A 22,060-nucleotide genomic window follows, 5' to 3' on the forward strand; every position below is an offset into this window, starting at 1 on the left:
AAATGGATACAGAGAATGTAGTTGAAAAATTTAAAGAATTTGAACGTTTTGGAAGCAGACTTGGATTGGAAAGAATGAATGTACTGATGGAGCTTTTGGGAAATCCCCAAAAAAATCTACAGTGCATCCATGTAGCGGGAACCAATGGAAAAGGCTCCGTCTGCAAATATATATATGAAGCATTACAGGAAAACGGATACAAGGTCGGATTGTTTACTTCTCCATTTCTTGAAGTGTTCAATGAACGGATTGAATTTGACCGTCAGCTGATTTCAGATGAAGATTTAAAAATCTGTACGGATAGGGTTCTTGAAAAGGTGGAAGTCATGCTTTCAAACGGCTTTGATTCCCCTACGGAATTTGAAGTGATAACCGCAGTGGCATTTGTGTATTTCAACAGGAAGAAAGCAGATTTTGTCGTGCTGGAAGTAGGACTGGGCGGAAGAGGAGACTCCACTAACATCATAGAAAGGCCTTTGGCCTGTGTGATCGCTTCTATTTCTTTTGACCATATGGATAGACTGGGAAATACGTTAGAAGAAATTGCGGCGGAAAAAGCTGGAATCATAAAAGAAGGCGTACCCGTTATAATAAATGTGGAACGGCCGGAAGCGGCTAAGGTAATAGCACGAAAGGCCTATGAAAAAAATTGCGTTCTATACGATGTGAAAAAAATTAAATATGCTATCACAGAAAAGAGCATAGAAGGATATAAAATGGATACCACTATCTATGGAACGGATTATGCGGAAGTGGAAATCGGCATGGTAGGAAAACATCAGCTCCAGAACGTCCTGACCGCTCTGGTCACATTGGAACTGCTGAGGAAAGACCGAATCATTCAAGTGGAAAGAAGCCGTCTGTACGCAGGAATAAAAAAAGCCAAACAAAATGGAAGATTTGAGGTTATGAACCGGGATCCGTATGTTATAATAGATGGAGCTCACAATGAAGACGGTGCAGCCGCTCTGGAAAAAACAGCAGAAGAGCTGCTGCCGGGGAAAAGGATGCTTTTTGTCACAGGAATGCTTGGGGACAAAGACACCCAAAAAATATTGGATCACTTTGCACAAATGGCAGACGATTTTGTTCTTACGGAACCGGATAATCCACGAAGGTATCCGGCCATGAAATTAACAAAGGACTTGCAGGAGAGAGGGAAGAACTGCATAACCATTGAAGATCCAATCGAAGCTTGCCGGTATGCTTTGAAACATAAAACAGAATATGAAGCAATCATGTTTGCCGGTTCGCTCTACCTGATCGGACAAGTTAGGGGATTATTAAAATCAGAGAACAAGTAGGAGCATTTCATAGGGATAAGTTTGGAGGTTTAAAATGAATGAAGCAGGAATGAAGCGAGTATTATTATTTTATAATCCGCATTCGGGAAATGGGATGTTTAAAAATAATTTAGATCTGATCATTGACAGATTTCAGATTGAAGGCTATATTGTAGAGCCTGTCAGAGCCGCTCACGGAGAGACGCTGGACCGTATCTTTCAATGCATGGATCAGAGCCAGTTCAGTCAGGTCATTGCGGCCGGCGGGGATGGAACGATCAATATCTGCGTGAACGCCATGCTCCGAAATAATATCGAGCTGCCGCTTACGGTCATGCCGGCGGGGACGGCCAATGATTTTGCTTATTACTTTGATCTGCCTCACGACATCAACGACATGATGGACATTGCCCTCGGCGGGAAATTTACTTATGCGGATGTAGGAAAGGTAAACAATAAATATTTTATAAACGTGGCGGCCATGGGGATGCTGGTGGATGTAAGTCAGAAAACAGACCCTAATTTGAAAAATACGTTGGGAATTCTGTCGTATTACCTGAAAGGACTTACAGAGGTTACCAATTTGCGGCCTATTCCTGTGAAATTGACCAGCAATGAATTTTCAGGAGAAGAAAATATGTATTTTATGCTGGTGATGAACGGAAGATCGGCGGGAGGCTTTAAGAAGATTTCCCCCAATTCTGAAATTAATGACGGAATGCTGGATGTGATGCTGTTTAAGGAAATGCCGATTTTAGAATTCGGTCCGTTACTGGTAAGCATATTACAGGGAAATCATCAGGAAAATAAAAATGTTATTTATTTTAAGACCGATGACTTGATGATCGAATCCACGCAGGATGTGTCCACAGATGTAGACGGAGAAAAAGGAGAAAAATTCCCCTTGCATTTTACGGTATTACCGAGTAAGTTAAAAATTTCAACGCTGCATCAGGACATGAAGGGTCCCTTTTGGTAAATTTATTATAATATAGGACATGAATTGGCAGACTCGCATGGATCTGCCGATTTCTTTAAGTAGGAGAAATTTTTATGACAAAAGTTTTAGTAGGCATGAGCGGCGGTGTGGACAGCTCCGTATCCGTATATTTACTGCAACAGCAGGGGTATGAGGTCAGCGGAGTGACCCTGAAGCTTTTTGACAATGACGATATAGGAATTGAGGATAAGGAAAAGACATGCTGTTCCTTATCCGATGTACAGGATGCAAGAAGTGTGGCAACCAAGCTGGGGTGCAGGCACTATGTGTTCAATTACAGTGAATGGTTCATGCAGGACGTGGTGGAAAGGTTTGCCAGGAGCTATGAGGAAGGCAGAACGCCGAATCCCTGTATTGACTGCAACCGTTATATCAAGTTCAGCAGAATGCTGGAAAGGGCAAAGTTTTTAGAATTTGACTATATTGCTACAGGCCATTATGCGCAGATAGAAAAGGATCCGGTGACAGGCCGGTATTTGCTTAAAAAGGGAGCGGACCCTTCAAAGGATCAAAGCTATGTTCTGTACACCATGACGCAGGAGGAATTGTCCAGAACCCTGTTCCCGTTAGGAAAGATGAAGAAAAGCGAAATCCGTGCTATAGCGGAGCGGGAAGGCTTTGTGAATGCAAAGAAAAAGGACAGCCAGGATATTTGTTTTGTAAAAGACGGAGATTATGCCGGATTTTTACAGAATGTGATGCATATCAAATCTGAACCCGGAGATTTTGTGGATAAGGATGGGCGCAAGGTTGGCAGGCATCAGGGAATTATTCATTATACAGTAGGACAGCGGAAAGGGCTGGGACAGACTTTTGGAAAACCAGTCTACGTTTTATCAAAGGATAAGGAAGGAAACACCGTTACCCTTGGAAAAAATGAAGAACTTTTTGCGGAGGGCATGATCGTGGAGGATATGAATTTGATTTCCATAGCAGAGCTGGCAGAGCCTTTAAAGGTAACGGTCAAGGCCAGGTATTCGATGAAAGAAGTAGGAGCCATGATCTATCCTTTGGAAAAGGGTGATATAAAAGTTATATTTGATGAAAAACAAAGAGCTATTACGCCGGGACAGGCCGCCGTCTTTTATGACGGAGATGTTGTTGTGGGCGGGGGCACTATTGTACATGCAATTTTTCAGGAAAAGTAAAATAGGGAGGTAAAAACGGTGAAAAATAAAGTAACGTTGAGAATGTCACAGACAGATGATTATGAAGCCTTAAAGACCTTGTATATAAAAAATGATTTAGAAGTGGATCCGGATGAACCTATGCCGGAAGGAGTTGTTAAGAATTGGAAAATAACTCTTGGGTGTGATAAAGAGGGGATGCTGGTGGCCGGGCTGACCTTGGCTAAATATGAAGGCGAATATATCATAGACGGGATTGCCGTGGAACCGGAGTACAGAAAACTGAAAATAGGAAAAACCCTTTTGGAAAAGGCCGTCGCTGAAGTGAGGAGCCTGGGCGGAGAAAAAATATTTTTGGTAGCGAGAGCTCCTGAATTTTTCAGAAAAGAAGGCTTCATTACCATTGACAGCAAAGCGGCACCGGATGTATTTGACTGCATGACTTGTCCTCAGTTCGGCGTACAGTGCCATCCGGAAGTCATGAGGCTTGACCTGGTCTAGTCTTTTCTTTGGATATAAAATCGAATGAATCCATATGGGCGTGCATATTATGATAGTATCAGTTTTTGAATCGGAGGATACTGTCAATGAAAATACTTTCAAGAATATTTGCGGCATTGATCATTATAGCCGCAGCAATATGGGTCTATCAGTCAATCGATGTAAGTGCTGTTTTTAATCAGGACAGGAAATTGCCTATATATAGTGTACAAACAGAGGAAAAGAAGATTGCTATCAGTTTTGACGCTGCCTGGGGTGACGATCGGACGATGGATATTTTAAACAATCTGGATAAATATCATGTAAAATCGACCTTTTTCCTGACTAAATTCTGGGCGGAAAAGTATCCTCAGGATGTGGCTGAAATACAGAAGCGCGGACACGAAATCGGAAATCACTCCGCAACTCATCCGGATATGACCGGACTGACCTCCGAGAAGATTGCCAGTGAACTGCAGGTGACCTCGGATGTGATTGAGAAAATTACCGGAAAAAAGACTACCCTGTTTCGGCCGCCTTTCGGCGCGTATGACAATCATGTGATAGAGACTTGCGAAAGCCAGGGCTACAAAGTCATCCAATGGTCTGTAGACAGCTTGGACTGGAAGGATATTTCCACAGAGCAAATCGTGGAACGGGTTACGAGAAACGTTAAATCAGGCGATATTATTTTGTTCCACAATAATGCGGAGCACAGCAGTGAGTATCTGCCTTTAGTCTTAAAAAGCCTTCAGGATCAGGGATTTCAGATTGTTCCTGTGGGCCAGCTGATTTATTATAAGGGGTATCAGATGGATCATACGGGAAAGCAGTGTAAATTATAAGCAAAAGAGAGATTGAGGTCTGCTCACTGGGAGGATACAGCTCCCGTTGGGCAGATCTTTTTGTTTATGGTAAGAATTGAAAATTCAGCAAGTTCATGTTACAATGAATCTAATAAAAAAAATTCATTAAAGCATATAGGCGGTACAGCTTATATCATTTAATTGAAAATACAAACGAAAGGATGTGATATGGATGAAGGAATATAAAAATATTGAGAAAATTGACAGTTTGGATGACGGTACGATGAGCGTACTGATGAAGAACGGCAGAGAAGCTGTGATTGAGATTGTTAAATTGAACGAGAAATTTGAGGCGGCAATCTATAGAATATTTAGCCCTGAGCTTGGAAAAGGCAAGAAGAAGGAAAGCACTTTTGCCAAACTGGAAAAACATGAGCTGTATAAGGAATGTGCCAAAGAGGCTTTGGGGTGGATCGATGAAAATCCTTTAGAATTTACAGAACCCCAGGAGATAAAGGAATTTAAATAATATACAAAAAACAGATAAAGTATTCAAATACGAGAGAGTGTTCTGCTCCCTCGTATTTTGTTTTTTGTACAGCGCTTTAAAGCGTATTTACACGTTTTCTGAAAATTTAAACTTTGATAGATTGCAAAAAAACACTTGAATGCGAATAAACATACATGTATAATTATGCAATACACTTTACAGAAATTAAATTTTTAGTGACAATAGGAGGTAGTCAGATGAAAAATATAAAAAAAGGGTTACTGTTTATTTCGATAGTTGTTATGGTATTTTCATTTGCCGCATGTGGCGGGCAGGAGAAGGATGTTTATAAGGTCGCGATGGAACCTACTTTCCCTCCTTTTGACACAACAGACAGTAAGACCGGTGAGCTTAGCGGATTTGATGTAGATTTGATGGAAGCTATTGCTGCGGATCAGGGCTTTGAACTGGAATGGTCGAACATGTCCTTTGGCGGGCTGATATCGGCGCTGCAATCCGGAAACATTGATATCATTGCATCCGGTATGAATGCCAGTGATCAGAGAAGAAAGCAGGTCGATTTCTCAGATACCTATTACGATTCGGGACTGGTAGTCGCAGTGAAGGACGGAAATACTGCCATTAAAAGCATTAAGGACTTGACTCCGGACATGAGGGTCGGCGGTCAGATCGGAACCACCGGTGCAGATAAGTGCAATGAACTTCAAAAGGCCGGAAAAATAAAAGAAGCTAAAATTTATGACGGATTAGATGTCGCCATGATGGATTTGCAGAACGGAACAATTGATGCCTTGATCAATGATCTTCCGGTAACAAAGGCTTATATGAAAGCAAAACCGGGGACCATAGAAATCGTTGGGGATGTATTAAATGCAGAATCCTATGGAATCGCAGTCAAGAAAGGGAATAAAGAGCTTTTGGATCAAATCAACGCCGGAATGAAAGACATAAAGGACAATGGAACCTTTGATAAGCTTTACAGCAAATGGTTTGAGTAAAAGAGAAACAAGGGCTATGACCGAATATGAAAAACCCCCGCGCCAGAACGCGGGGATCGTTTTTATACGGGAAATATCCTTTATAGCAGAACCGATAAATAGGAGGAAACATATTTGGAAAATTATTTGATGGGAATAAAAATCGCATACAGCGGTGTCGGGGCAACACTTTCAATTACTGTGGTCGCCGTGATTATCGGTGTAACGCTGGGATTGATCGCAGCGCTGTGTAAGCTTTCAAAGCACAAAGCACTCAGCCTTCCTGCGAAGGTATACATAGAGCTGCTGCGGGGAACCCCGCTCCTGGTACAAGCATTGATTTTGTATTACGGAGTACCTATGCTGCTGCAGCAGCATGAAATCATGTTTAGATGGGATTATCCCATTATAGCCGGGATGATTGTCTGCGGGATTAACAGCTCGGCCTATGTGGCAGAAATCATACGTTCTGGGCTCCAGGCTGTGGATCCGGGGCAGACAGAAGCTTCCCGCTCTTTGGGAATGACGAATTTTCAGGCGATGAAGCTGGTCATTATTCCGCAGGCCTTTCGGATTATTTTGCCGGCCCTGGGAAATGAATTTGTATCCCTGATTAAAGAAACAGCCGTACTGTCCGTCATTACCATTACGGAAATCACCAGAAAGAGCACGCTCTGGTCCTCCGTTACCTTTCAATCCTGGCCTGCTTATTTAGGAACAGCATTTGTATATCTGACCCTTACAATTCCTCTTTCAAGAGTTGTATTGTATATGGAAAGGAGGATGGCTCAAAGTGATAGAAGTTAAAAAGCTAATAAAGAATTTTGAGAATTTAGAGGTTTTAAAGAATATTGATGCGAAAGTAAAGGACGGGGAAGTGGTCTGTGTGATCGGTCCGTCCGGATCGGGAAAAAGTACCTTTTTAAGATGCCTGAATCTGCTTGAGGAACCTACAGGCGGCGAAATATATATAGATGGAGAGCAGATCAATAAAGATGGAGTAAATCTGAACGCAATACGCCAAAAATTGGGAATGGTATTTCAAAATTTCAATCTGTTCCCGCATATGACGACCCTTGAAAATATTACACTGGCTCCTGTAAATGTGATGGGAATGAATAAAAAAGATGCAGAAAAGATCGCTTTTGAATTGCTGGAAAGAGTGGGGCTTGCCGATAAAGCGCAGGTGTATCCCAGTTCCCTTTCAGGAGGGCAGAAACAGCGTGTTGCCATTGCCAGAGCTCTTGCAATGAATCCGGAGGTCATGTTGTTTGATGAACCGACCTCCGCCCTGGATCCTGAAATGGTGGGAGAAGTTCTTGAAGTGATGAGAGGCCTGGCGGATAAGGGCATGACCATGGTGATTGTGACCCACGAGATGGGCTTTGCAAGAGAGGTTGCGGACAGAATTCTGTTTATGGACGATGGTGTTGTTGTGGAACAGGGCACACCGGAACACATTTTTAACCATCCGGAAAGTCAGAGGACAAAGGAGTTCTTGAGTAAGGTCTTGTAAGCTGGCCTTATTTGCCCAAGTTCTCTTTTAAGACTCTAAGTGCATTCCCATTACAGATAGCATCGACTTGATCCTCTGTAAAATGTTTCGATAAAGCAGAGAGAAGGAGCGGATAACTTGCATAATCCTTAAATTCCAGTTCGCAGTCGATTCCGTCAAAATCAGAACCGAAGCCCACCGATTCGATGCCGGCTTTATTTACCATATATTTCACATGCTCCACAATTTGATCGATGGTGGCGTATTCCGAATCCTCCTTTAAAAAGGCAGAGTAGAAGTTCACGCCGACCATCCCCCCTTGATTTCCTAAAGTCTTTAACTGGTCATCGCTCAAGTTCCTTCTGTGATTGCATAGAGCCCTTGCACAGGAGTGTGAGGCTACAAAAGGTTTTTTACTATACTTTGCAACATCGTAAAAACCGCCTTCGGAAAGGTGAGAAACATCTATAAGCATTCCTAAACGATTCATTTCTTCCACGACCTCTATGCCAAAGGGCTTAAGTCCACGGGCATGCTCAGCCGGATCATCACTTGAAGGGTATCCGATGGCATTTTCAAAGTTCCACGTTAGAGTAATCAGTCGAACTCCTTTATCAAAGACTTCTTGAACCCTTTCAATTTTATCCGACAGAACCACACCATCTTCTATAGTTAGGATAGCGGAAAGCTTGGAGTTTTCTGCGTTAGATAAAATATCGCCCGTCCATAAGGCCGGTTTTATGGAATCAGAATTTAATTCAAGCTGTGCTTTATATGTTTCGTAAACCGTATTAAAAATTTCATAAGGATCCATGCCCTCTTTTTCCTTAGGCGATATAAATATAGCAAAAAATTGGGCTAAGGCATTTCCTTGTAACAGCTTATCAATGCTAATATGTCCTGAATTGCTTGAAAGTGTATGACTGGGGTTTCTGTAGCACTCTAGCAGAGTGTCGCAATGCATATCGATTATTTTCATGTTTCTGTTTCCTCTCGTATAATATTTAATATTATGATACACTAATATTAAAGCAAGAGCCATACCTAATATAACTTGTGTTAGCATAATAATTACGAAAATATAAGACAAAAAGACAGGATACTCAGTCAAAAAGGAGGATACTATGAAAATAAGAGAAAGAATCGATGAGATTTTTGAAGAGATCGTTGAAATAAGAAGAACGCTGCATGAAAATCCGGAGCTTTCAGAGCAGGAAATAAAAACGTCACAAAGAATAAGTGAATTTCTGACAAAGTATGAAATCCCTCATGAAACAGAAATTGCAGGCCATGGTATTGTGGCTATAATTGAAGGAAAAGGAAAAATTGCAGAAGGTCAAAAATTTCTAACGGTAGGAATACGGGCGGATATGGATGCACTTCCCATTAACGAAGAGGTTAATGTACCGTTTAAATCTAAGACAGAAGGCGTCATGCACGCCTGCGGACACGATATTCATGTGGCGGCCCTTTTGGGAACCGCAAAAATTTTGAAAGAAGCGGAAGCGGATTTTTCCGGGACTGTTAAATTATTTTTTGAACCTGCGGAAGAGACCATCGGCGGGGCGAAACAGATGATAGAAGCCGGATATTTAATGAATCCTACGGTGGATGCTGCTATCGGGCTTCATATAACGCCGGAAGTAGAAACGGGAATGGTACAATTTCGAAGAGGAAAAATGAATGCGGCATCAACGGAGTTTGAAATTACTGTAGAAGGCGTTGCATGTCACGGAGCACATCCTGAAAATGGTGTGGATTCTATTGTAGCGGCTTCCAGTCTGGTCTGCATGCTGCAGTCCATAGTGACCAGAAATCTGTCGCCTACCAATCCGGGGATTATAACGATAGGACAAATACACGGGGGAAATAAAGACAATATCATTGCCAATGAAACAGTACTTTCAGGAATGATCCGGGCATTGGACAATGACACAAGGAGTTTTCTTAAAAAGAGAGTAAAAGAAATGGCAGAAAATGTGGCGAGCGGCTTTGGTGCTAAAGCCAATGTTCAGTTTACAGATGGCTATCCGGCTCTTGCAAATGATGATGAGGTGGAAGATATTCTTGAAGCCGTTGCGGAAGAAGTTCTATCAAAGGAAAACGTATGTTTCTTACCGGAACCGAGTCTTGGTGCCGATGATTTTTCCTATTTCTCGGAAGCAATACAAGCGGTATATTTTAATATTGGGTGTCTCGGTAAAGGAGAAACTGTCCGTCAGGCGCTTCATAGCGAACAGCTGAATCCAGATGAGGAATGTATAAGAACAGGAATTCTTATGGAGGTATTTGGCGCACTGGAGCTTTTTAAGCAAATCAGGTGAGGAAGTCGTATGGTATAGGATACGTTGCAGAGCGGAGGTAGAAATGTTAAGGGATACGGTAGTGCAGGTCAATTTGGGCGTCCTTGCAGACAATATGAAAAAAATTTGTGAAATGGTGGGTAAAGGCGTTGCTGTAATGCCCGTTATAAAAGCCGATGGATATGGGCATGGGGCAGTCGGCATTGCGCCTACGCTTATGGAACAGGGAGCGGCATATTTGGCGGTGGCAACTTTAACGGAAGCATTGGAATTAAGAACACAGTATAAAGACTATCCTGTGTTCATTTTAGGGCACACACCGGATCGATTATTGCCGATTGTGGTGGAGCAGAACATTACACAGACTATTTTTTCTTCAGCGCAAGCAAGAATATTAGCAGAAGAAAGTAAGAAGGCCGGCAAAAAAGCCAAAATACATATAAAAGTAGATACGGGATTTCATAGGCTTGGAATTGATGACCTTCAGGAGCTAAAAGAAATATGTTCTTTTAAGGAAATAGAAACAGAAGGGATTTTTTCTCATTTAGCACTGGTCAATGAGGAGGAAAATGAAAAACAGGTCAAAAAGTTTTTGGGCATTGTAGATGAGCTGGAGAAACAGGGAATTCACTTTAAATATAAACACATTGCAGACAGCATAGCTGCTGTAGATTACCCGGAATACCGAATGAATATGATTCGCCCCGGTGCATTAGTATTTGGCCTTCGGAGTTTTGAGAAGGGTTTTGTAGATGTGGAGCAGGCAATGACCTTTGTCACCAGAATTTCACAAATCCGCCAGGTGCGCAAAGGGGAAGGGGTTGGCTATGATTATCTGTGGAAGGCCCCTGAAAATATGGCGATAGGAACGCTTCCTTTTGGATATGCAGACGGATATCCGCGTAACATGAGGGGAAAGGGATACGTTACTATTAAGGGAGTTAAATGCCCGATTATTGGAGTTATCTGCATGGATCAATGTATGGTGGATCTTTCGGGAGTACCGGGAGTAAAGGAGGGGGATCCGGCCATTATTTACGGTGACGGAAGTGAAAGCACCATGACTATTGAAGAGGCTGCAGAGCTTGCGGGAACAAATAAAAACGAAATCGTTGCCAGAATATCAGCAAGGCCTCCCAGAGAATATATAAAATAATGTAAGGAAGGCGAGCGTATGTTTTGTGTTCTTTGTAACAGCGACTGTGTGTTTTATTATTTTTTAGAAAAAAAGCGTTAAACCTATATGTGTACACAAATTCTTTCATTTTTAAACCGGAATGTAAACGGCATCGTGTTATGATGGTTAAAATTACCGTAGATCAAATAATCGGAGGGATTAAAATGGACACTATTTTTTACAACGGAAAGTTTAGAACCATGGATAAAATGAACCCGGAAGCGGAAGCCGTAGCTGTTAAGGATGGTATTATCACCAGAGTCGGCAGTAATGAGGAGATTCTTGCTCTGGCGGAAGCACATACGAAAAAAGTGGATTTGGAAGGAAAGTTCGCATTGCCGGGTTTTTCAGACAGCCATTTACATTTGATTTATTATGCAAATACGAAACGAAAGGTGGAGCTGTCTCAAGCCAGATCCATTGAAGAGGCTATTTCCTTATGTAAAGCGCAGCTTCAGGAAAAATCCAAAGAAGACGGATGGCTCTTGGGATGCGGCTGGAATCAGGAAGACTGGAAAGTACCGGTATTTCCCACAAAGATAGATTTGGATAAAATATCTCAGGATATTCCGATTGCTATAACAAGGACCTGTTACCATGCCACAGTAATCAATTCCAAAGCCATAGAGCTATTAGGCCTTAATAAAGAAATTCCGGAGCTTTCCAATGGGATTGTAGAGGTAGATGAGAACGGGCAGGTAAACGGAATTTTAAGAGAAAGTGCGCAGAACATTGTTTGGAATTACATGGGCGTACCGACTCTTGAGGATTTGAAGAACAGAATAGAGGATGCCTGTCTGGACGCGGCTTCAAAGGGAATTACCGCTATTCAAACGGATGACTTTGAAACCTTTACGGGAGATACGATAGATTTGATCATAAAAGCCTATCATGAACTGGTATCGGAAGGCCGGCTGCCGGTTCGCGTTTATCAGCAGTGCTTGCTGCGTACCCCGGAGAAACTCCAAGCCTTCTTAGACAAAGGGTATAAGACCGGCTATGAATTCGGACTGTATAAAATAGGCCCGTTGAAACTGCTGAATGACGGCTCCTTAGGGGCAAGAACCGCCTACATGAGAGAGCCTTACCATGACGATCCGAGTACGAAGGGCGTGGCCTTATACGATCCGGAGCAGCTCACGAAAATGATAAAAATGGGTCACGAGAACGGTATGCAGATAGCCATTCACTGCATCGGCGATGCCGCCATAGAAATGGCGGTCAACAGCTTTGAGCAGGTCATGCTGGAATCGCCCCGAACCGATCCGAGACATGGTATCGTACATTGCCAGATCACCGACATCAATCTAATTGAACGAATTAAAAAACTGAATTTATTGATTTATGCACAGCCGATTTTTATAAGAGCAGACAAGAATATCATTAATCAGCGAGTGGGAGAGGAACTGGGAAGCACAAGTTACAACTGGAGAGCCTTTGCAGACAGAAACATGCATCTGAGCGGAGGTTCAGACTGTCCTGTAGAAAAATTCGATACCATTCCCAATATGTATTGTGCGGTCACCGGGAAAAATCCGGAAAGGGATAGTGATCCCGCATGGCACCCGGAAAACTGCCTGACTGTAGATGAAACGGTGAAAGGCTTCACCTGGGAAGGCGCTTACGCAGCATTTCAAGAGAACGAGAGAGGAACGATTTCCGTAGGAAAATATGCCGATATGGTGGTATTGAGTGAAGACCTGTATCAGGTTCCGGAAGATCAAATTAAAGACATTCAAGTAAAAATGACCATGGTAAATGGTGAAATAAAATATTCCGATTTGTAAAAATAAACTTCATAAAAACGGATAACATAATGCGGGTCATTGAATATGAACCCGCATTATGTTATCATACAGTAAAAATAGCGAAAATTATCGGGAAAACCGGATTGAACAAAACAGTATTACCAAAAAGGCAGGAAAATCAAATGCATGCAGATTTATTGATAAAGAATGGAAAATGTTTATGTGTGGCGAATGACAACGTGTATGACTGGGTGGCCGTGACCGGACATAAGATTTCCGGATTGGGTTACAGAGAGGAATATAAACGAACCTTTGACAGGATTCACTGTACCATAGACGCAAATGGCAACACAGTCCTTCCAGGCTTTTATGACAGTCATTTTCATTTGGTCCAAACCGGATTAGATTCTTTGAGTTTGGATTTATCCGAGGCAACCTCTTTTGATGATATCGGAGACCTGATCAAGGAGCAATCCCGATTGACTCCGGAGCAGCCGATCCATGCGAAGGGGCTGTATCCCTACAATCTAAAAGAAAAATGCTTTCCCAGCAGGACGGTACTGGACAAGTTCTGCAATGATGTTCCCGTCTGGGTCACCAGCAGTGACTTTCATATAAGCGCACTAAATACCTATGGAATTTTATACTATAAAATTCCATTTACCATAGGCGGTATCGAACTGGATAGTAAAGCCATGCCCACCGGAATATTTAAAAAACAGGCTAATGTCATACTGCGGGAAAATATTTTAAAAAATGTATCCAATGCCCATCGTCTGGAGGCGATAAAAGGCGTATTAGATGATGCGGTCAAGCATGGGATTACGACCATAGACACCATGGAGGGAGGCTTTTTATTCTGTAATAAGGATGCAGAGCTGATTTATGACTACAAAGACGCCTTTCCCGTTGATGTCAATTTATATTACCAGACTTCCGATATTCTCAAGGTAAAGGAGCTGCGCCTGCCCAGAATTGGATCGAATCCATTTATAGACGGAACGTTAGGTTCCAGAAATGCAGCCTTGAATTATCCGTACATAGATGATCCGGATAATATAGGCGAACTGTATTTCACACAGGAGGAGTTAAATGAGTTTTTAGTAGAATGCTATAAAAACCGATTGCAGACCTCGCTTCATGTGATTGGGGGAAGAGCTATAGAGCTGGCTCTTAAGGCACATGAGCATGCATTGAACATGACAGGGAATGCTGGACTTCGTCATAGGCTGGAACATGTGGAACTGGTAAGCAGCAGTCAGATCTTGAGAGCCAGAGAATTGGGCCTCGTCTTTTCTATGCAGCCGACTTACGAATATTTGTGGGGAGGAAAGGGAAGGATGTACGAGGCGCGAATCGGGGAACATTACAGGGAATCAAATCCTTTAAGAGAAATCCTTGATCATGGTGTTGTCATCTGCGGAAGCTCAGAAAGCGATGTGACGCCCATCGGCCCTGCTATGGGAATCCATTCTGCGGTGAACCATCCGGTGGAAGAGCACAGAATAGAGCGAATGGAAGCCATTCGAATGTTTACGCTCAATGGGGCTTTCGCTGTCTTTGAGGAAAAGAAAAAGGGCAGCCTAGAGCTTGGAAAATTGGCCGATATGGTTATTCTAAACAAAGACATTATGAAAGTACCTAAAGAACAGATAAAGGATGTGGAAGTAGCAACTACCATTAAATCCGGACACATCCTATATCATACGAATGAATTGTGCCTAGGAGTGGATGATCATGACTGAATTGAAGATTAATCTGATGGGGCGGGTAGAATTTAAGTACGGCGAAAAAAATATAGAACATAAGTTGAGCAACAAGGGGATTGCGCTCATCAGCCTTTTGATGCTTCACATGAAGAATGGGGTCAGCAGAGAGCGGCTGATCTCCTACCTTTGGGCGGACAGCGACGAAGAAGCCGCCAAGTATAACCTCCGCTATAACCTTTGGAATATCAAGAAGGTGATCCCGGCAGATGAAAAGGGGCAGGACTTTATTTTGGCCAATAAAGACTATTGCCGATTAAATCAGAATTATTTCTTCGAATCAGATATTTTGCAGCTCATGAGCTTTGAAAATCAGGAGACCGAACGATCCATCGAGGAGTTAGGTCACTGTAAACAGTTATTCAGAGGAGATTTTTTGGAAGGGGTCTATTTAAAAAATTGTGATGAGTTCAATGAAAAAATTATCCTAGAGCGAATCGTCTATCAAAATAAATATGTGAAATTATTAAAAGCTATCGCTGAGAAGTATGAAACAGGCAGTCAATTTGAGGAATGCATTCAAATTTTAAGTGAATTAGCCGGTATGGAACCATATAATGAGGGAATTATTCAGAGCAAGCTGAACGCTTACATACAGCTGGGACAGTGGAGTGACGCTATCGCCTGTTATAAAAAGTTTGAAGCCTCTTTGAGAAGCGATTTGAATGTCTCTCCCAGCCAGAAATTAAAGCTTGTATATAGTAAGCTGCTGGGAAAACCTCAGATCAGCACCAAAAAAGCTTCGGGGAGCAGCGGCTTTAAGAGACAAAAGCTGGATATAGAGGTACAGTGTGCAGAGAATATCGATTATTTTTGTATAGCGGATTTGATCAGAAAAATCATTCTGAGGGGGGACAGAAAGTATATTTTTCAGTTTAATAAATGCTATCTGGAGGATTTGAACTTTATTCAGTTAGAAGTGGGGATCGGCTACGAGAGACTGCACGGGGAGAAATGCAGCCTGCGTACGTGGCTGCCGGACGTTCGGATTGCAGATGCGTGTATCCGATTTATTTTGTATGTAAATGATATTTACGATCTCCATGTAAGCCTGAAGAACGCGGATAAAATAGATCAGGCCTCTTCACAGATCATACAGTATCTCAAACGCCTGAAAATCGCTGACCTGCTGATACAGGAGTCCTGACCGGCTCCTGCTTATTTTTGTGCGGTGACGGAATTTTGCGAATAAATATCTGCTAATTTAATAAAATGTAAAATAGCAAGGTTTCGTGCTGCATTAGGAATAAGGGGGAAAAGTAAATGGAAAACGTTCAGCTTCAAGGTACTGTGTTAGACGAAAATAGATGTGAAACAAATAAGGCGGTACTTCAAGGTGTTGTATTGACTGAACTAAAGTTCAGCCATAAATCGTATGGGGAGAGTTTTTATCTGTTTGAAGTAGGAATCGGGCGAAAAAGCGGATACAGAGATGAAATAAAAATTGTTATCTCCGAGAGATTGATATGGGATATTGCTATCAATGCGGGAGCCCGGGTAAAAATAGAGGGACAAATACGGACCTATAATGAAGAAAATGAAGGAAAAAGCCGGCTGAACATTGTAGTTTTTGCAAGAGGAGTCACTCTCGTGGGAGAACAGGACAGCGAGCCGGATGAGAACTACATATATCTGGACGGTTTTCTGTGTAAGCCTCCTATTAGAAGAACTTCACCTTTAGGCCGGGAACTTTGTGATATCATGCTTGCAGTCAACCGGATGTACAATAAATCCGACTACATCCCTTGCATTGCGTGGGGACGCAATGCCACATATGCAGGAGGGCTGGAAGTAGGGACGAAGCTTTCTATTATTGGGAGGATACAAAGCAGAGAATATAAAAAAAGAGATGCCGAGGGAAATATTTTGAACCGGATCGCATATGAAGTGTCCATCCTGAAAATCGAAGAATAGACAGACAAATAAATCCCGCAGCAGTGGGCAGAATATGAAAATAGTATTTTTATTCATTTAGAATTTATGGTATAATGATTCCGTCGATTGAGGTGCGGCATTGCCGTAAGGAAGGAATCATTGAACCACACGGCGACGTGGCTTTGTGGTACAATAAACGCAATGATTAGGGAAAAAACCGTACGAACGGAGGAAATAAACATGAGAATACTATTGGATGGAATGGGCGGAGATCATGCTCCCTTGGAAATCGTAAAGGGTGCGGTGGAGGCTGCCAAAGAAATAACGCATACGATCGTGATCATAGGCGATCAAAAGAAAATAGAGGCAGAACTGAAAAAATACAAATACGATAAGAAACAGATCCTTATTGAGCATGCCAGTGATGTCATTGATAACTGCGATGCTCCTGTAAAGGCTGTACGAACGAAAAAAGAATCCTCCATGGTCAAGGGAATTACCATGGTGAAAGAAGGAAAGGGCGATTTATTTATTTCGGCAGGAAATTCCGGCGCATTAATGGCAGGAAGCTTATTGATATTGGGAAGGATACAAGGTATAGACCGACCAGCAATGGCCAGTATATACCCTATACTTGGTGGACAGGCTTCTTTGCTGGTGGACGCAGGAGCCAACGCAGAATGTAAACCGGATAATCTGTTAGAGTTTGCTACCATGGGCAGCATCTATATGGAAAAGGTTCTGGGGAGAAAGAACCCAAAGGTGGGAATTGTCAATATCGGAGCAGAGGAGACCAAGGGAACCACGGTCACAAAGGCTGCGCATGAACTACTGCTCAAGAGCAGTCTCAATTTCGTAGGCAATGTGGAGGCGAGAGAGATTCCTTTTGGTGCCAGTGATGTTATTGTCTGTGATGGATTTGTAGGCAATGTCGTTTTAAAGCTGACGGAAGGAATGGCTCTTTCTGTCTTAAAGAAATTAAAAGAGACGCTGACTGCCGGACTTAAAGCAAAATTGGGAACCGTTTTACTGTACGATAAAATAAAAGGATTAAAGAGTGAATTTGACTATTCAGAATATGGCGGAGCTCCTATTCTAGGCGTGAAGGGTCCTATTGTTAAAATGCATGGAGCCTCCAATTCAAATGCCGTCAAGAATACGATTCTGAAAGGTATTCCTTATGCGGAGCAGAATGTGGTACAGACTATTTTGGATTCAGTATTAGAACTTGAGGAGATAAAAATCAGTGAATAGCGTTGAATTTCAAAAGAATATATCCTATGAATTTCAAAATCCCGATTATCTGGAGAAAGCACTGACCCATAGCTCTTTTGTGAAAGAGAAGGATGAAAGATGCGGAAAGGACAATGAGCGTCTGGAATTTTTGGGAGATGCATTTTTTGATGCGGTCATCAGCGAGGATCTCTATAGGAAGCTGGCTCATGTCAGCGAAGGAAGATTGACAAAATTAAGGGCTTCTATTGTCTGTGAAAAATCCTTGGCTCAAAAAGCCAAGGAACTGAATCTGGGAAAGTTCCTTAAAATGGGAAAAGGCGAAGAAAACACGGGCGGACGAGAACGGGATTCCATTCTTGCCGATGCCATGGAAGCTGTTATGGCAGCTATTTTTTTAGACGGAGGTTTTGAAGAAGCAAAGAAGTTCATTCTCAGAACCTTTGGCGAAACCATCGAAAATGCAGTTTCGGGAAAGTTGTCAAGAGACTATAAGACAGAGCTTCAGGAGAGTCTTCAAACCAACGGCGACGTCAAGATCCAATATCAAGTGGACAGACAGGAGGGGCCGGATCACGATAAGACCTTTTTTGTGTCCCTTCTTGTGGAGGAAAAACTTCTGGGAAAAGGGGTCGGCAAGAGTAAGAAAGAGGCGGAACAGAACGCTGCCCGATATGCTTTAGAAAGTGGTGGAGACAAATGTATTTTAAAAGAATAGATATGCATGGTTTTAAGTCATTTGCCGAACCAGTCTCCATAGAATTCAATCATGGCATTACCTGTATCGTAGGCCCAAATGGCAGCGGTAAAAGCAATATCAGTGATGCACTTCGCTGGGTGCTGGGGGAGCAAAGCCCGAAGACCCTGCGGGGAGGCAAGATGGAAGATGTGATCTTCGCAGGAACGGCTAACCGCAAATCCAGAGGCATGGCGGAGGTAGTGCTGGTCATCGACAATTCCACAGGGATCCTGCCCATTGATTACAGCGAAGTCGCTATAACCAGAAGAGTTTTTCGGTCCGGCGAAAGCGAATATTATATTAATAATAACCAATGCAGGTTAAAAGATATTCGCGAACTGATCATGGATACCGGAATCGGCGTGGATGGGTATTCTTTAATCGGACAGGGTAAGATTGCGGATATTGTAAGCAACAAGCCGGAAAGCCGAAGAGAAATCTTTGAAGAGGCTGCCGGTATCGTAAAATACCGGAGTAAAAAAGCAGAGGCCGAAAGAAAGCTTGAGGCGACCAATGCCAACCTGGACAGGGTAAACGACATTGTCGGTGAGATTGAAGGCCGAATCGGCGGATTGAAGGAAGACAGCGAAAAAGCCAAAGAATATCTGACTCTGCGGGATCAATATAAAGAACTTGAAATTAATATTACTTTAAAAAATATAGAGAATCTGGAACTAAAAAATGAATATTTAAAAGACGATATTTCGGAGTTAGCTGCCGGAATAGATGATCTAAAAGAGCAAAGAGTCCTTTTAGACAAAGAATTGGCAGAAAGCAGAATAAGGAGTGAGGCTTTAGAGTCCTTGAACAATGAGGCAAGGGACAAGCTGGTAAAGAACATTGAAGAAATCAATCTGCTGGTAAATGAGGGAAAGCTGAAAGAAGAAAAGCTGGCTTCCATGGAAAAAGAAGAAGCCCGATTGAACAGTGAGCTGGCGAACCTGGAGCAAAAACTGGAAAAAGAGCAGCAAAATGCGCAGGAACTGATAACAACAAAGAACGACATTGATCGGAGAATGACGGCCTTACAGGATCAGTTGAAAGAAAAAATCGACAGCTATTCCAAGCTGATCTCGGAGCAAACGGCAGTTTCCGCTGAAATTGACAACGATAAAAACAGTTTATTTAAGCTCCACAGTGATGTCAGTGCTAAAAAAAGTGAAATCAACAGTTTGGAAAACTTGAAGAGCACGCTGGACAGACGGAAGGAGCTTTTATTATCCGAGAAGGATTCTGCGGAAAATCAGAATGAAGATATTCTGGCAGTACAAAAAGAAGCCCTACAGGAAAGAGACAGCTTGAGGGAAAGGCGTGAACGCCTTGCCGAAGAGTTGAGACGGCTGAAAGAGACGTATCAGTCAGCGACCCTGCAAGAAAGAGATTTGACCAGAAAAACGGAGGACATACGAATTTCCATAGGTCAGCTTTCCGCCCGCAAGAAAACGATTGAAGAGATGGAGAGCAACTATGAAGGCTACAATTATGCCGTCAAGTATGTGATGAGAAATCATTTCAGAGGGGTGCACGGGGTCGTGGCAGATCTGATTCATGTGCCGCAGGGCTTTGAAGTGGCCATTGAAACCGCTTTGGGAGCATCCATGCAGAACATTGTTTGTCAGTCTGATGAGGATGCACAGAATATCATCAAGGCGCTAAAGGCCAATAAGGCCGGTCGGCTGACCTTGCTCCCGATTGAATCCATCCGAGGCAGTTCGTATAATCAGGACAGCAGTCTTCGTAACCGGGAGGGATTTAAAGGTCTTGGTGTAGACTGCATCGAATTTGACAGAAAATATAAAAATGTGATGGAGTATCTGCTGGGCCGGGTGGTCATAGTAGATACGCTTCAGAATGCAGTTAAGCTTTCCAAGCAGGTTTCGGGCGGGCTTCGCTTTGTCACGCTGGAAGGAGAAGTTATTAATTCCGGCGGAGCGATTACCGGAGGAACCTTTAAAAACAATACGGCCAATCTCTTGGAGAGAAAAGGGGAAGTCACAGCCTTACAGGAAAAGCTGGATCAGGCGGTACATGAGAGGGACAGGCTGACGAAGGAGCTTTCTGAGCTCAAGAACCGCATTGCAGAAACTTCTGCTGGGATGGAAAGCACGGAAAAACAGCATAGGGAGACCGAACTGAATTTACTGTCTGCTGAAAACAGGATTTCCGTCTTTGACGGCAACATGAAGGATTTAGCGGAAGGAGAAAGTAAAAGACAGCGAGAGCTGGACAGCATGCAGAGTGAAATTTTGTCCGCAAACAATATGATCGAGAAGCTGAACGGGGAGATCGAGGATAGAAATGCTCAGATCGAAGCGTTGGAAGAACGCATTGAAAGTCAGATGACAGAACTGGAGCAGTTCAAAGAGAAAGCGGAAGAAGGCAACGAAAGCATTACAAGAGCGAGGATTGAAGTGACCGCTTGCGAGAGTGATAAAGCCAATGCGGACACGCTGGTGGAAAGAATACAGCATTCCATTCACGAAATAAACAGTGATGCAGACATGAGACAGACGGCCTTGAACAAGCTGAGAGAAGACCGGGAGCTTTTGCTGCACGCCGGGACAAGTTCGGTTTCCGTAAAAGAAAAGGAAGAGGCCAGAGCTTCTCTGGAAAGGTACATAGAAGAGATTGTTCAGGAGAGATCAGAGCTTGCTAAGCAATTAAATGAAAAATCGGCTGCCAGAGCTTCTATTGAAGAAAAAGTGAATGCCAGTCAGTCTCAAAAGTACGAGCTGGAAATTAAAAAGGCTAAGAATGAGACTCAACTGGACTCTTACAAAAATAAATTATGGGATGAATTTGAGGTCTCTTATCTGCAAGCGATCGAGTTCCGAAAAAAGGAATTTAACATGCATGAATCCGTGAAGTCCAGCCGAGAAATAAAGACAAAAATCAAAGCCCTCGGAGAAGTAAATATCGGAGCCATCAAGGAGTATGAAACCGTCAGCGAACGGTATGAATTTTTGTCAGAGCAGCGGGCAGATATTCTGAGTGCCATGAATTCCTTAAAGCAGATCATTGACGATATGGACAAGACGATTCGTATTAAGTTTAAAGAAAGCTTTGATTTAATCGTTGAGAATTTTGAGAAGGTCTTTCAGGAGTTGTTTGGCGGCGGCCAGGCTATGCTCCGGTTGGAGGATGAAACAAAGCCGCTGGAGTGCGGCATTGAGATTATAGCACAGCCGCCCGGAAAGAAGCTTCAGAACATCAATCTGATGTCCGGAGGCGAAAAGACCATGACAGCCATCGCTTTGATGTTTGCGGTACTCAAGGCGAAGCCTACACCGTTCTGTATTCTGGACGAGGTGGAAGCTGCTTTGGACGATGCAAATATTGAACGCTTTGCAGGGTATTTAAAAAATTTTGATAATATACAATTTGCTTTGGTGACCCACCAGAAAGCCACGATGGAATATGCGGATGTGCTTTATGGTGTCACTATGCCGGAGCAGGGAATTTCAAAGGTATTATCCCTTAAATTGGGAGATAAGATCGATTTGAACTAAAATTTTGTAAAAATAAAAAACAGAAGGAGAA

19 protein-coding genes are annotated in these 22,060 nt (G+C 42.8%); 18 read left to right on the forward strand and 1 reads right to left on the reverse strand.

Annotation, left to right across the window (positions count from 1 at the left end; genetic code table 11):
- Positions 1–2 precede the first annotated feature (2 nt).
- The 9 genes from EQM06_RS03695 (at position 3) to EQM06_RS03735 (ending at position 7,700) form a co-directional block, all read left to right on the forward strand.
- Positions 3–1,304, forward strand: coding sequence for a bifunctional folylpolyglutamate synthase/dihydrofolate synthase (locus tag EQM06_RS03695; RefSeq protein ID WP_128745053.1), 1,302 nt, complete (start codon positions 3–5; stop codon positions 1,302–1,304).
- Positions 1,305–1,338: 34 nt separating this feature from the next.
- Positions 1,339–2,262, forward strand: a complete 924-nt coding sequence (locus EQM06_RS03700; RefSeq protein ID WP_128745054.1) for a YegS/Rv2252/BmrU family lipid kinase — start codon at positions 1,339–1,341, stop codon at positions 2,260–2,262.
- Positions 2,263–2,336: 74 nt separating this feature from the next.
- The gene (gene mnmA / locus EQM06_RS03705) at positions 2,337–3,431 is read left to right on the forward strand and encodes a tRNA 2-thiouridine(34) synthase MnmA (RefSeq protein WP_128745055.1); all 1,095 of its coding nucleotides are present in this window, start codon (positions 2,337–2,339) and stop codon (positions 3,429–3,431) included.
- Positions 3,432–3,449: 18 nt separating this feature from the next.
- Positions 3,450–3,911 carry a GNAT family N-acetyltransferase gene (locus EQM06_RS03710; RefSeq protein WP_128745056.1) on the forward strand — a complete coding sequence of 154 codons (462 nt, stop codon included), beginning with the start codon at positions 3,450–3,452 and terminating at the stop codon, positions 3,909–3,911.
- 86 nt (positions 3,912–3,997) lie between these two features.
- Entirely contained in the window at positions 3,998–4,735 is a 738-nt protein-coding gene (locus EQM06_RS03715) for a polysaccharide deacetylase family protein (protein ID WP_128745057.1), read from the forward strand.
- Between the two features lie 193 nt (positions 4,736–4,928).
- On the forward strand, positions 4,929–5,225 hold the full coding sequence (locus EQM06_RS03720; protein WP_128745058.1) for a hypothetical protein: 297 nt from the start codon (positions 4,929–4,931) through the stop codon (positions 5,223–5,225).
- A gap of 218 nt (positions 5,226–5,443) precedes the next feature.
- Positions 5,444–6,205 (forward strand): basic amino acid ABC transporter substrate-binding protein, encoded by a 762-nt coding sequence (locus EQM06_RS03725; RefSeq protein WP_128745059.1) that lies wholly within the window; start codon positions 5,444–5,446, stop codon positions 6,203–6,205.
- Between the two features lie 114 nt (positions 6,206–6,319).
- Entirely contained in the window at positions 6,320–6,991 is a 672-nt protein-coding gene (locus tag EQM06_RS03730; protein ID WP_230975015.1) for an amino acid ABC transporter permease, read from the forward strand.
- The gene (locus tag EQM06_RS03735; RefSeq protein WP_128745060.1) at positions 6,978–7,700 is read left to right on the forward strand and encodes an amino acid ABC transporter ATP-binding protein; all 723 of its coding nucleotides are present in this window, start codon (positions 6,978–6,980) and stop codon (positions 7,698–7,700) included. Before EQM06_RS03730 ends, EQM06_RS03735 begins: the two co-directional genes overlap by 14 nt.
- 7 nt (positions 7,701–7,707) lie before the next feature.
- On the opposite strand, the gene EQM06_RS03740 is transcribed toward EQM06_RS03735, so the two are convergent.
- Positions 7,708–8,745: a dipeptidase gene (locus EQM06_RS03740; protein WP_128745061.1), complete on the reverse strand. Its 1,038-nt coding sequence runs from the start codon at positions 8,743–8,745 to the stop codon at positions 7,708–7,710.
- A gap of 58 nt (positions 8,746–8,803) precedes the next feature.
- Between EQM06_RS03740 and EQM06_RS03745 the strand changes: the two genes are divergently transcribed.
- The 9 genes from EQM06_RS03745 (at position 8,804) to smc (ending at position 22,029) form a co-directional block, all read left to right on the forward strand.
- A complete protein-coding gene (locus EQM06_RS03745; protein WP_128745062.1) occupies positions 8,804–10,003 on the forward strand; it encodes a M20 metallopeptidase family protein in 1,200 nt (399 codons plus the stop codon).
- 43 nt (positions 10,004–10,046) lie between these two features.
- Complete coding sequence (gene alr, locus EQM06_RS03750; protein WP_128745063.1) at positions 10,047–11,138, forward strand: alanine racemase; 1,092 nt, start codon at positions 10,047–10,049, stop codon at positions 11,136–11,138.
- A gap of 185 nt (positions 11,139–11,323) precedes the next feature.
- The gene (locus EQM06_RS03755; RefSeq protein ID WP_205666587.1) at positions 11,324–12,946 is read left to right on the forward strand and encodes an amidohydrolase; all 1,623 of its coding nucleotides are present in this window, start codon (positions 11,324–11,326) and stop codon (positions 12,944–12,946) included.
- Positions 12,947–13,050: 104 nt separating this feature from the next.
- Positions 13,051–14,652: an amidohydrolase gene (locus EQM06_RS03760; protein ID WP_205666588.1), complete on the forward strand. Its 1,602-nt coding sequence runs from the start codon at positions 13,051–13,053 to the stop codon at positions 14,650–14,652.
- Positions 14,645–15,820, forward strand: a complete 1,176-nt coding sequence (locus tag EQM06_RS03765) for an AfsR/SARP family transcriptional regulator (RefSeq protein WP_164914333.1) — start codon at positions 14,645–14,647, stop codon at positions 15,818–15,820. The genes EQM06_RS03760 and EQM06_RS03765 overlap by 8 nt, the downstream gene beginning before the upstream one ends.
- 116 nt (positions 15,821–15,936) lie before the next feature.
- A complete protein-coding gene (locus tag EQM06_RS03770) occupies positions 15,937–16,587 on the forward strand; it encodes a single-stranded DNA-binding protein (protein WP_128745066.1) in 651 nt (216 codons plus the stop codon).
- A gap of 201 nt (positions 16,588–16,788) precedes the next feature.
- Entirely contained in the window at positions 16,789–17,802 is a 1,014-nt protein-coding gene (plsX, locus tag EQM06_RS03775) for a phosphate acyltransferase PlsX (protein ID WP_128745067.1), read from the forward strand.
- A complete protein-coding gene (gene rnc, locus EQM06_RS03780) occupies positions 17,795–18,499 on the forward strand; it encodes a ribonuclease III (RefSeq protein ID WP_128745068.1) in 705 nt (234 codons plus the stop codon). The genes plsX and rnc overlap by 8 nt, the downstream gene beginning before the upstream one ends.
- The gene (gene smc / locus EQM06_RS03785; RefSeq protein ID WP_128745069.1) at positions 18,481–22,029 is read left to right on the forward strand and encodes a chromosome segregation protein SMC; all 3,549 of its coding nucleotides are present in this window, start codon (positions 18,481–18,483) and stop codon (positions 22,027–22,029) included. Before rnc ends, smc begins: the two co-directional genes overlap by 19 nt.
- The last annotated feature ends 31 nt before the right edge of the window (positions 22,030–22,060 follow it).

This window comes from Aminipila luticellarii, from assembly GCF_004103735.1.
In the GTDB taxonomy this organism is placed as follows: Bacteria; Bacillota; Clostridia; order Peptostreptococcales; family Anaerovoracaceae; genus Aminipila; species Aminipila luticellarii.

Bases quoted from the DNA above. Each gene is read 5' to 3' on its own strand.
- EQM06_RS03695 (WP_128745053.1), top strand. From the start codon at position 3: ATGGATACAGAGAATGTAGTTGAAAAATTTAAAGAATTTGAACGTTTT.
- EQM06_RS03700 (WP_128745054.1), top strand. From the start codon at position 1,339: ATGAATGAAGCAGGAATGAAGCGAGTATTATTATTTTATAATCCGCAT.
- mnmA (WP_128745055.1), top strand. From the start codon at position 2,337: ATGACAAAAGTTTTAGTAGGCATGAGCGGCGGTGTGGACAGCTCCGTA.
- EQM06_RS03715 (WP_128745057.1), top strand. From the start codon at position 3,998: ATGAAAATACTTTCAAGAATATTTGCGGCATTGATCATTATAGCCGCA.
- EQM06_RS03720 (WP_128745058.1), top strand. From the start codon at position 4,929: ATGAAGGAATATAAAAATATTGAGAAAATTGACAGTTTGGATGACGGT.
- EQM06_RS03725 (WP_128745059.1), top strand. From the start codon at position 5,444: ATGAAAAATATAAAAAAAGGGTTACTGTTTATTTCGATAGTTGTTATG.
- EQM06_RS03740 (WP_128745061.1), bottom strand. From the start codon at position 8,745: ATGCTAACACAAGTTATATTAGGTATGGCTCTTGCTTTAATATTAGTG.
- EQM06_RS03745 (WP_128745062.1), top strand. From the start codon at position 8,804: ATGAAAATAAGAGAAAGAATCGATGAGATTTTTGAAGAGATCGTTGAA.
- alr (WP_128745063.1), top strand. From the start codon at position 10,047: ATGTTAAGGGATACGGTAGTGCAGGTCAATTTGGGCGTCCTTGCAGAC.
- EQM06_RS03755 (WP_205666587.1), top strand. From the start codon at position 11,324: ATGGACACTATTTTTTACAACGGAAAGTTTAGAACCATGGATAAAATG.
- EQM06_RS03765 (WP_164914333.1), top strand. From the start codon at position 14,645: ATGACTGAATTGAAGATTAATCTGATGGGGCGGGTAGAATTTAAGTAC.
- EQM06_RS03770 (WP_128745066.1), top strand. From the start codon at position 15,937: ATGGAAAACGTTCAGCTTCAAGGTACTGTGTTAGACGAAAATAGATGT.
- plsX (WP_128745067.1), top strand. From the start codon at position 16,789: ATGAGAATACTATTGGATGGAATGGGCGGAGATCATGCTCCCTTGGAA.
- smc (WP_128745069.1), top strand. From the start codon at position 18,481: ATGTATTTTAAAAGAATAGATATGCATGGTTTTAAGTCATTTGCCGAA.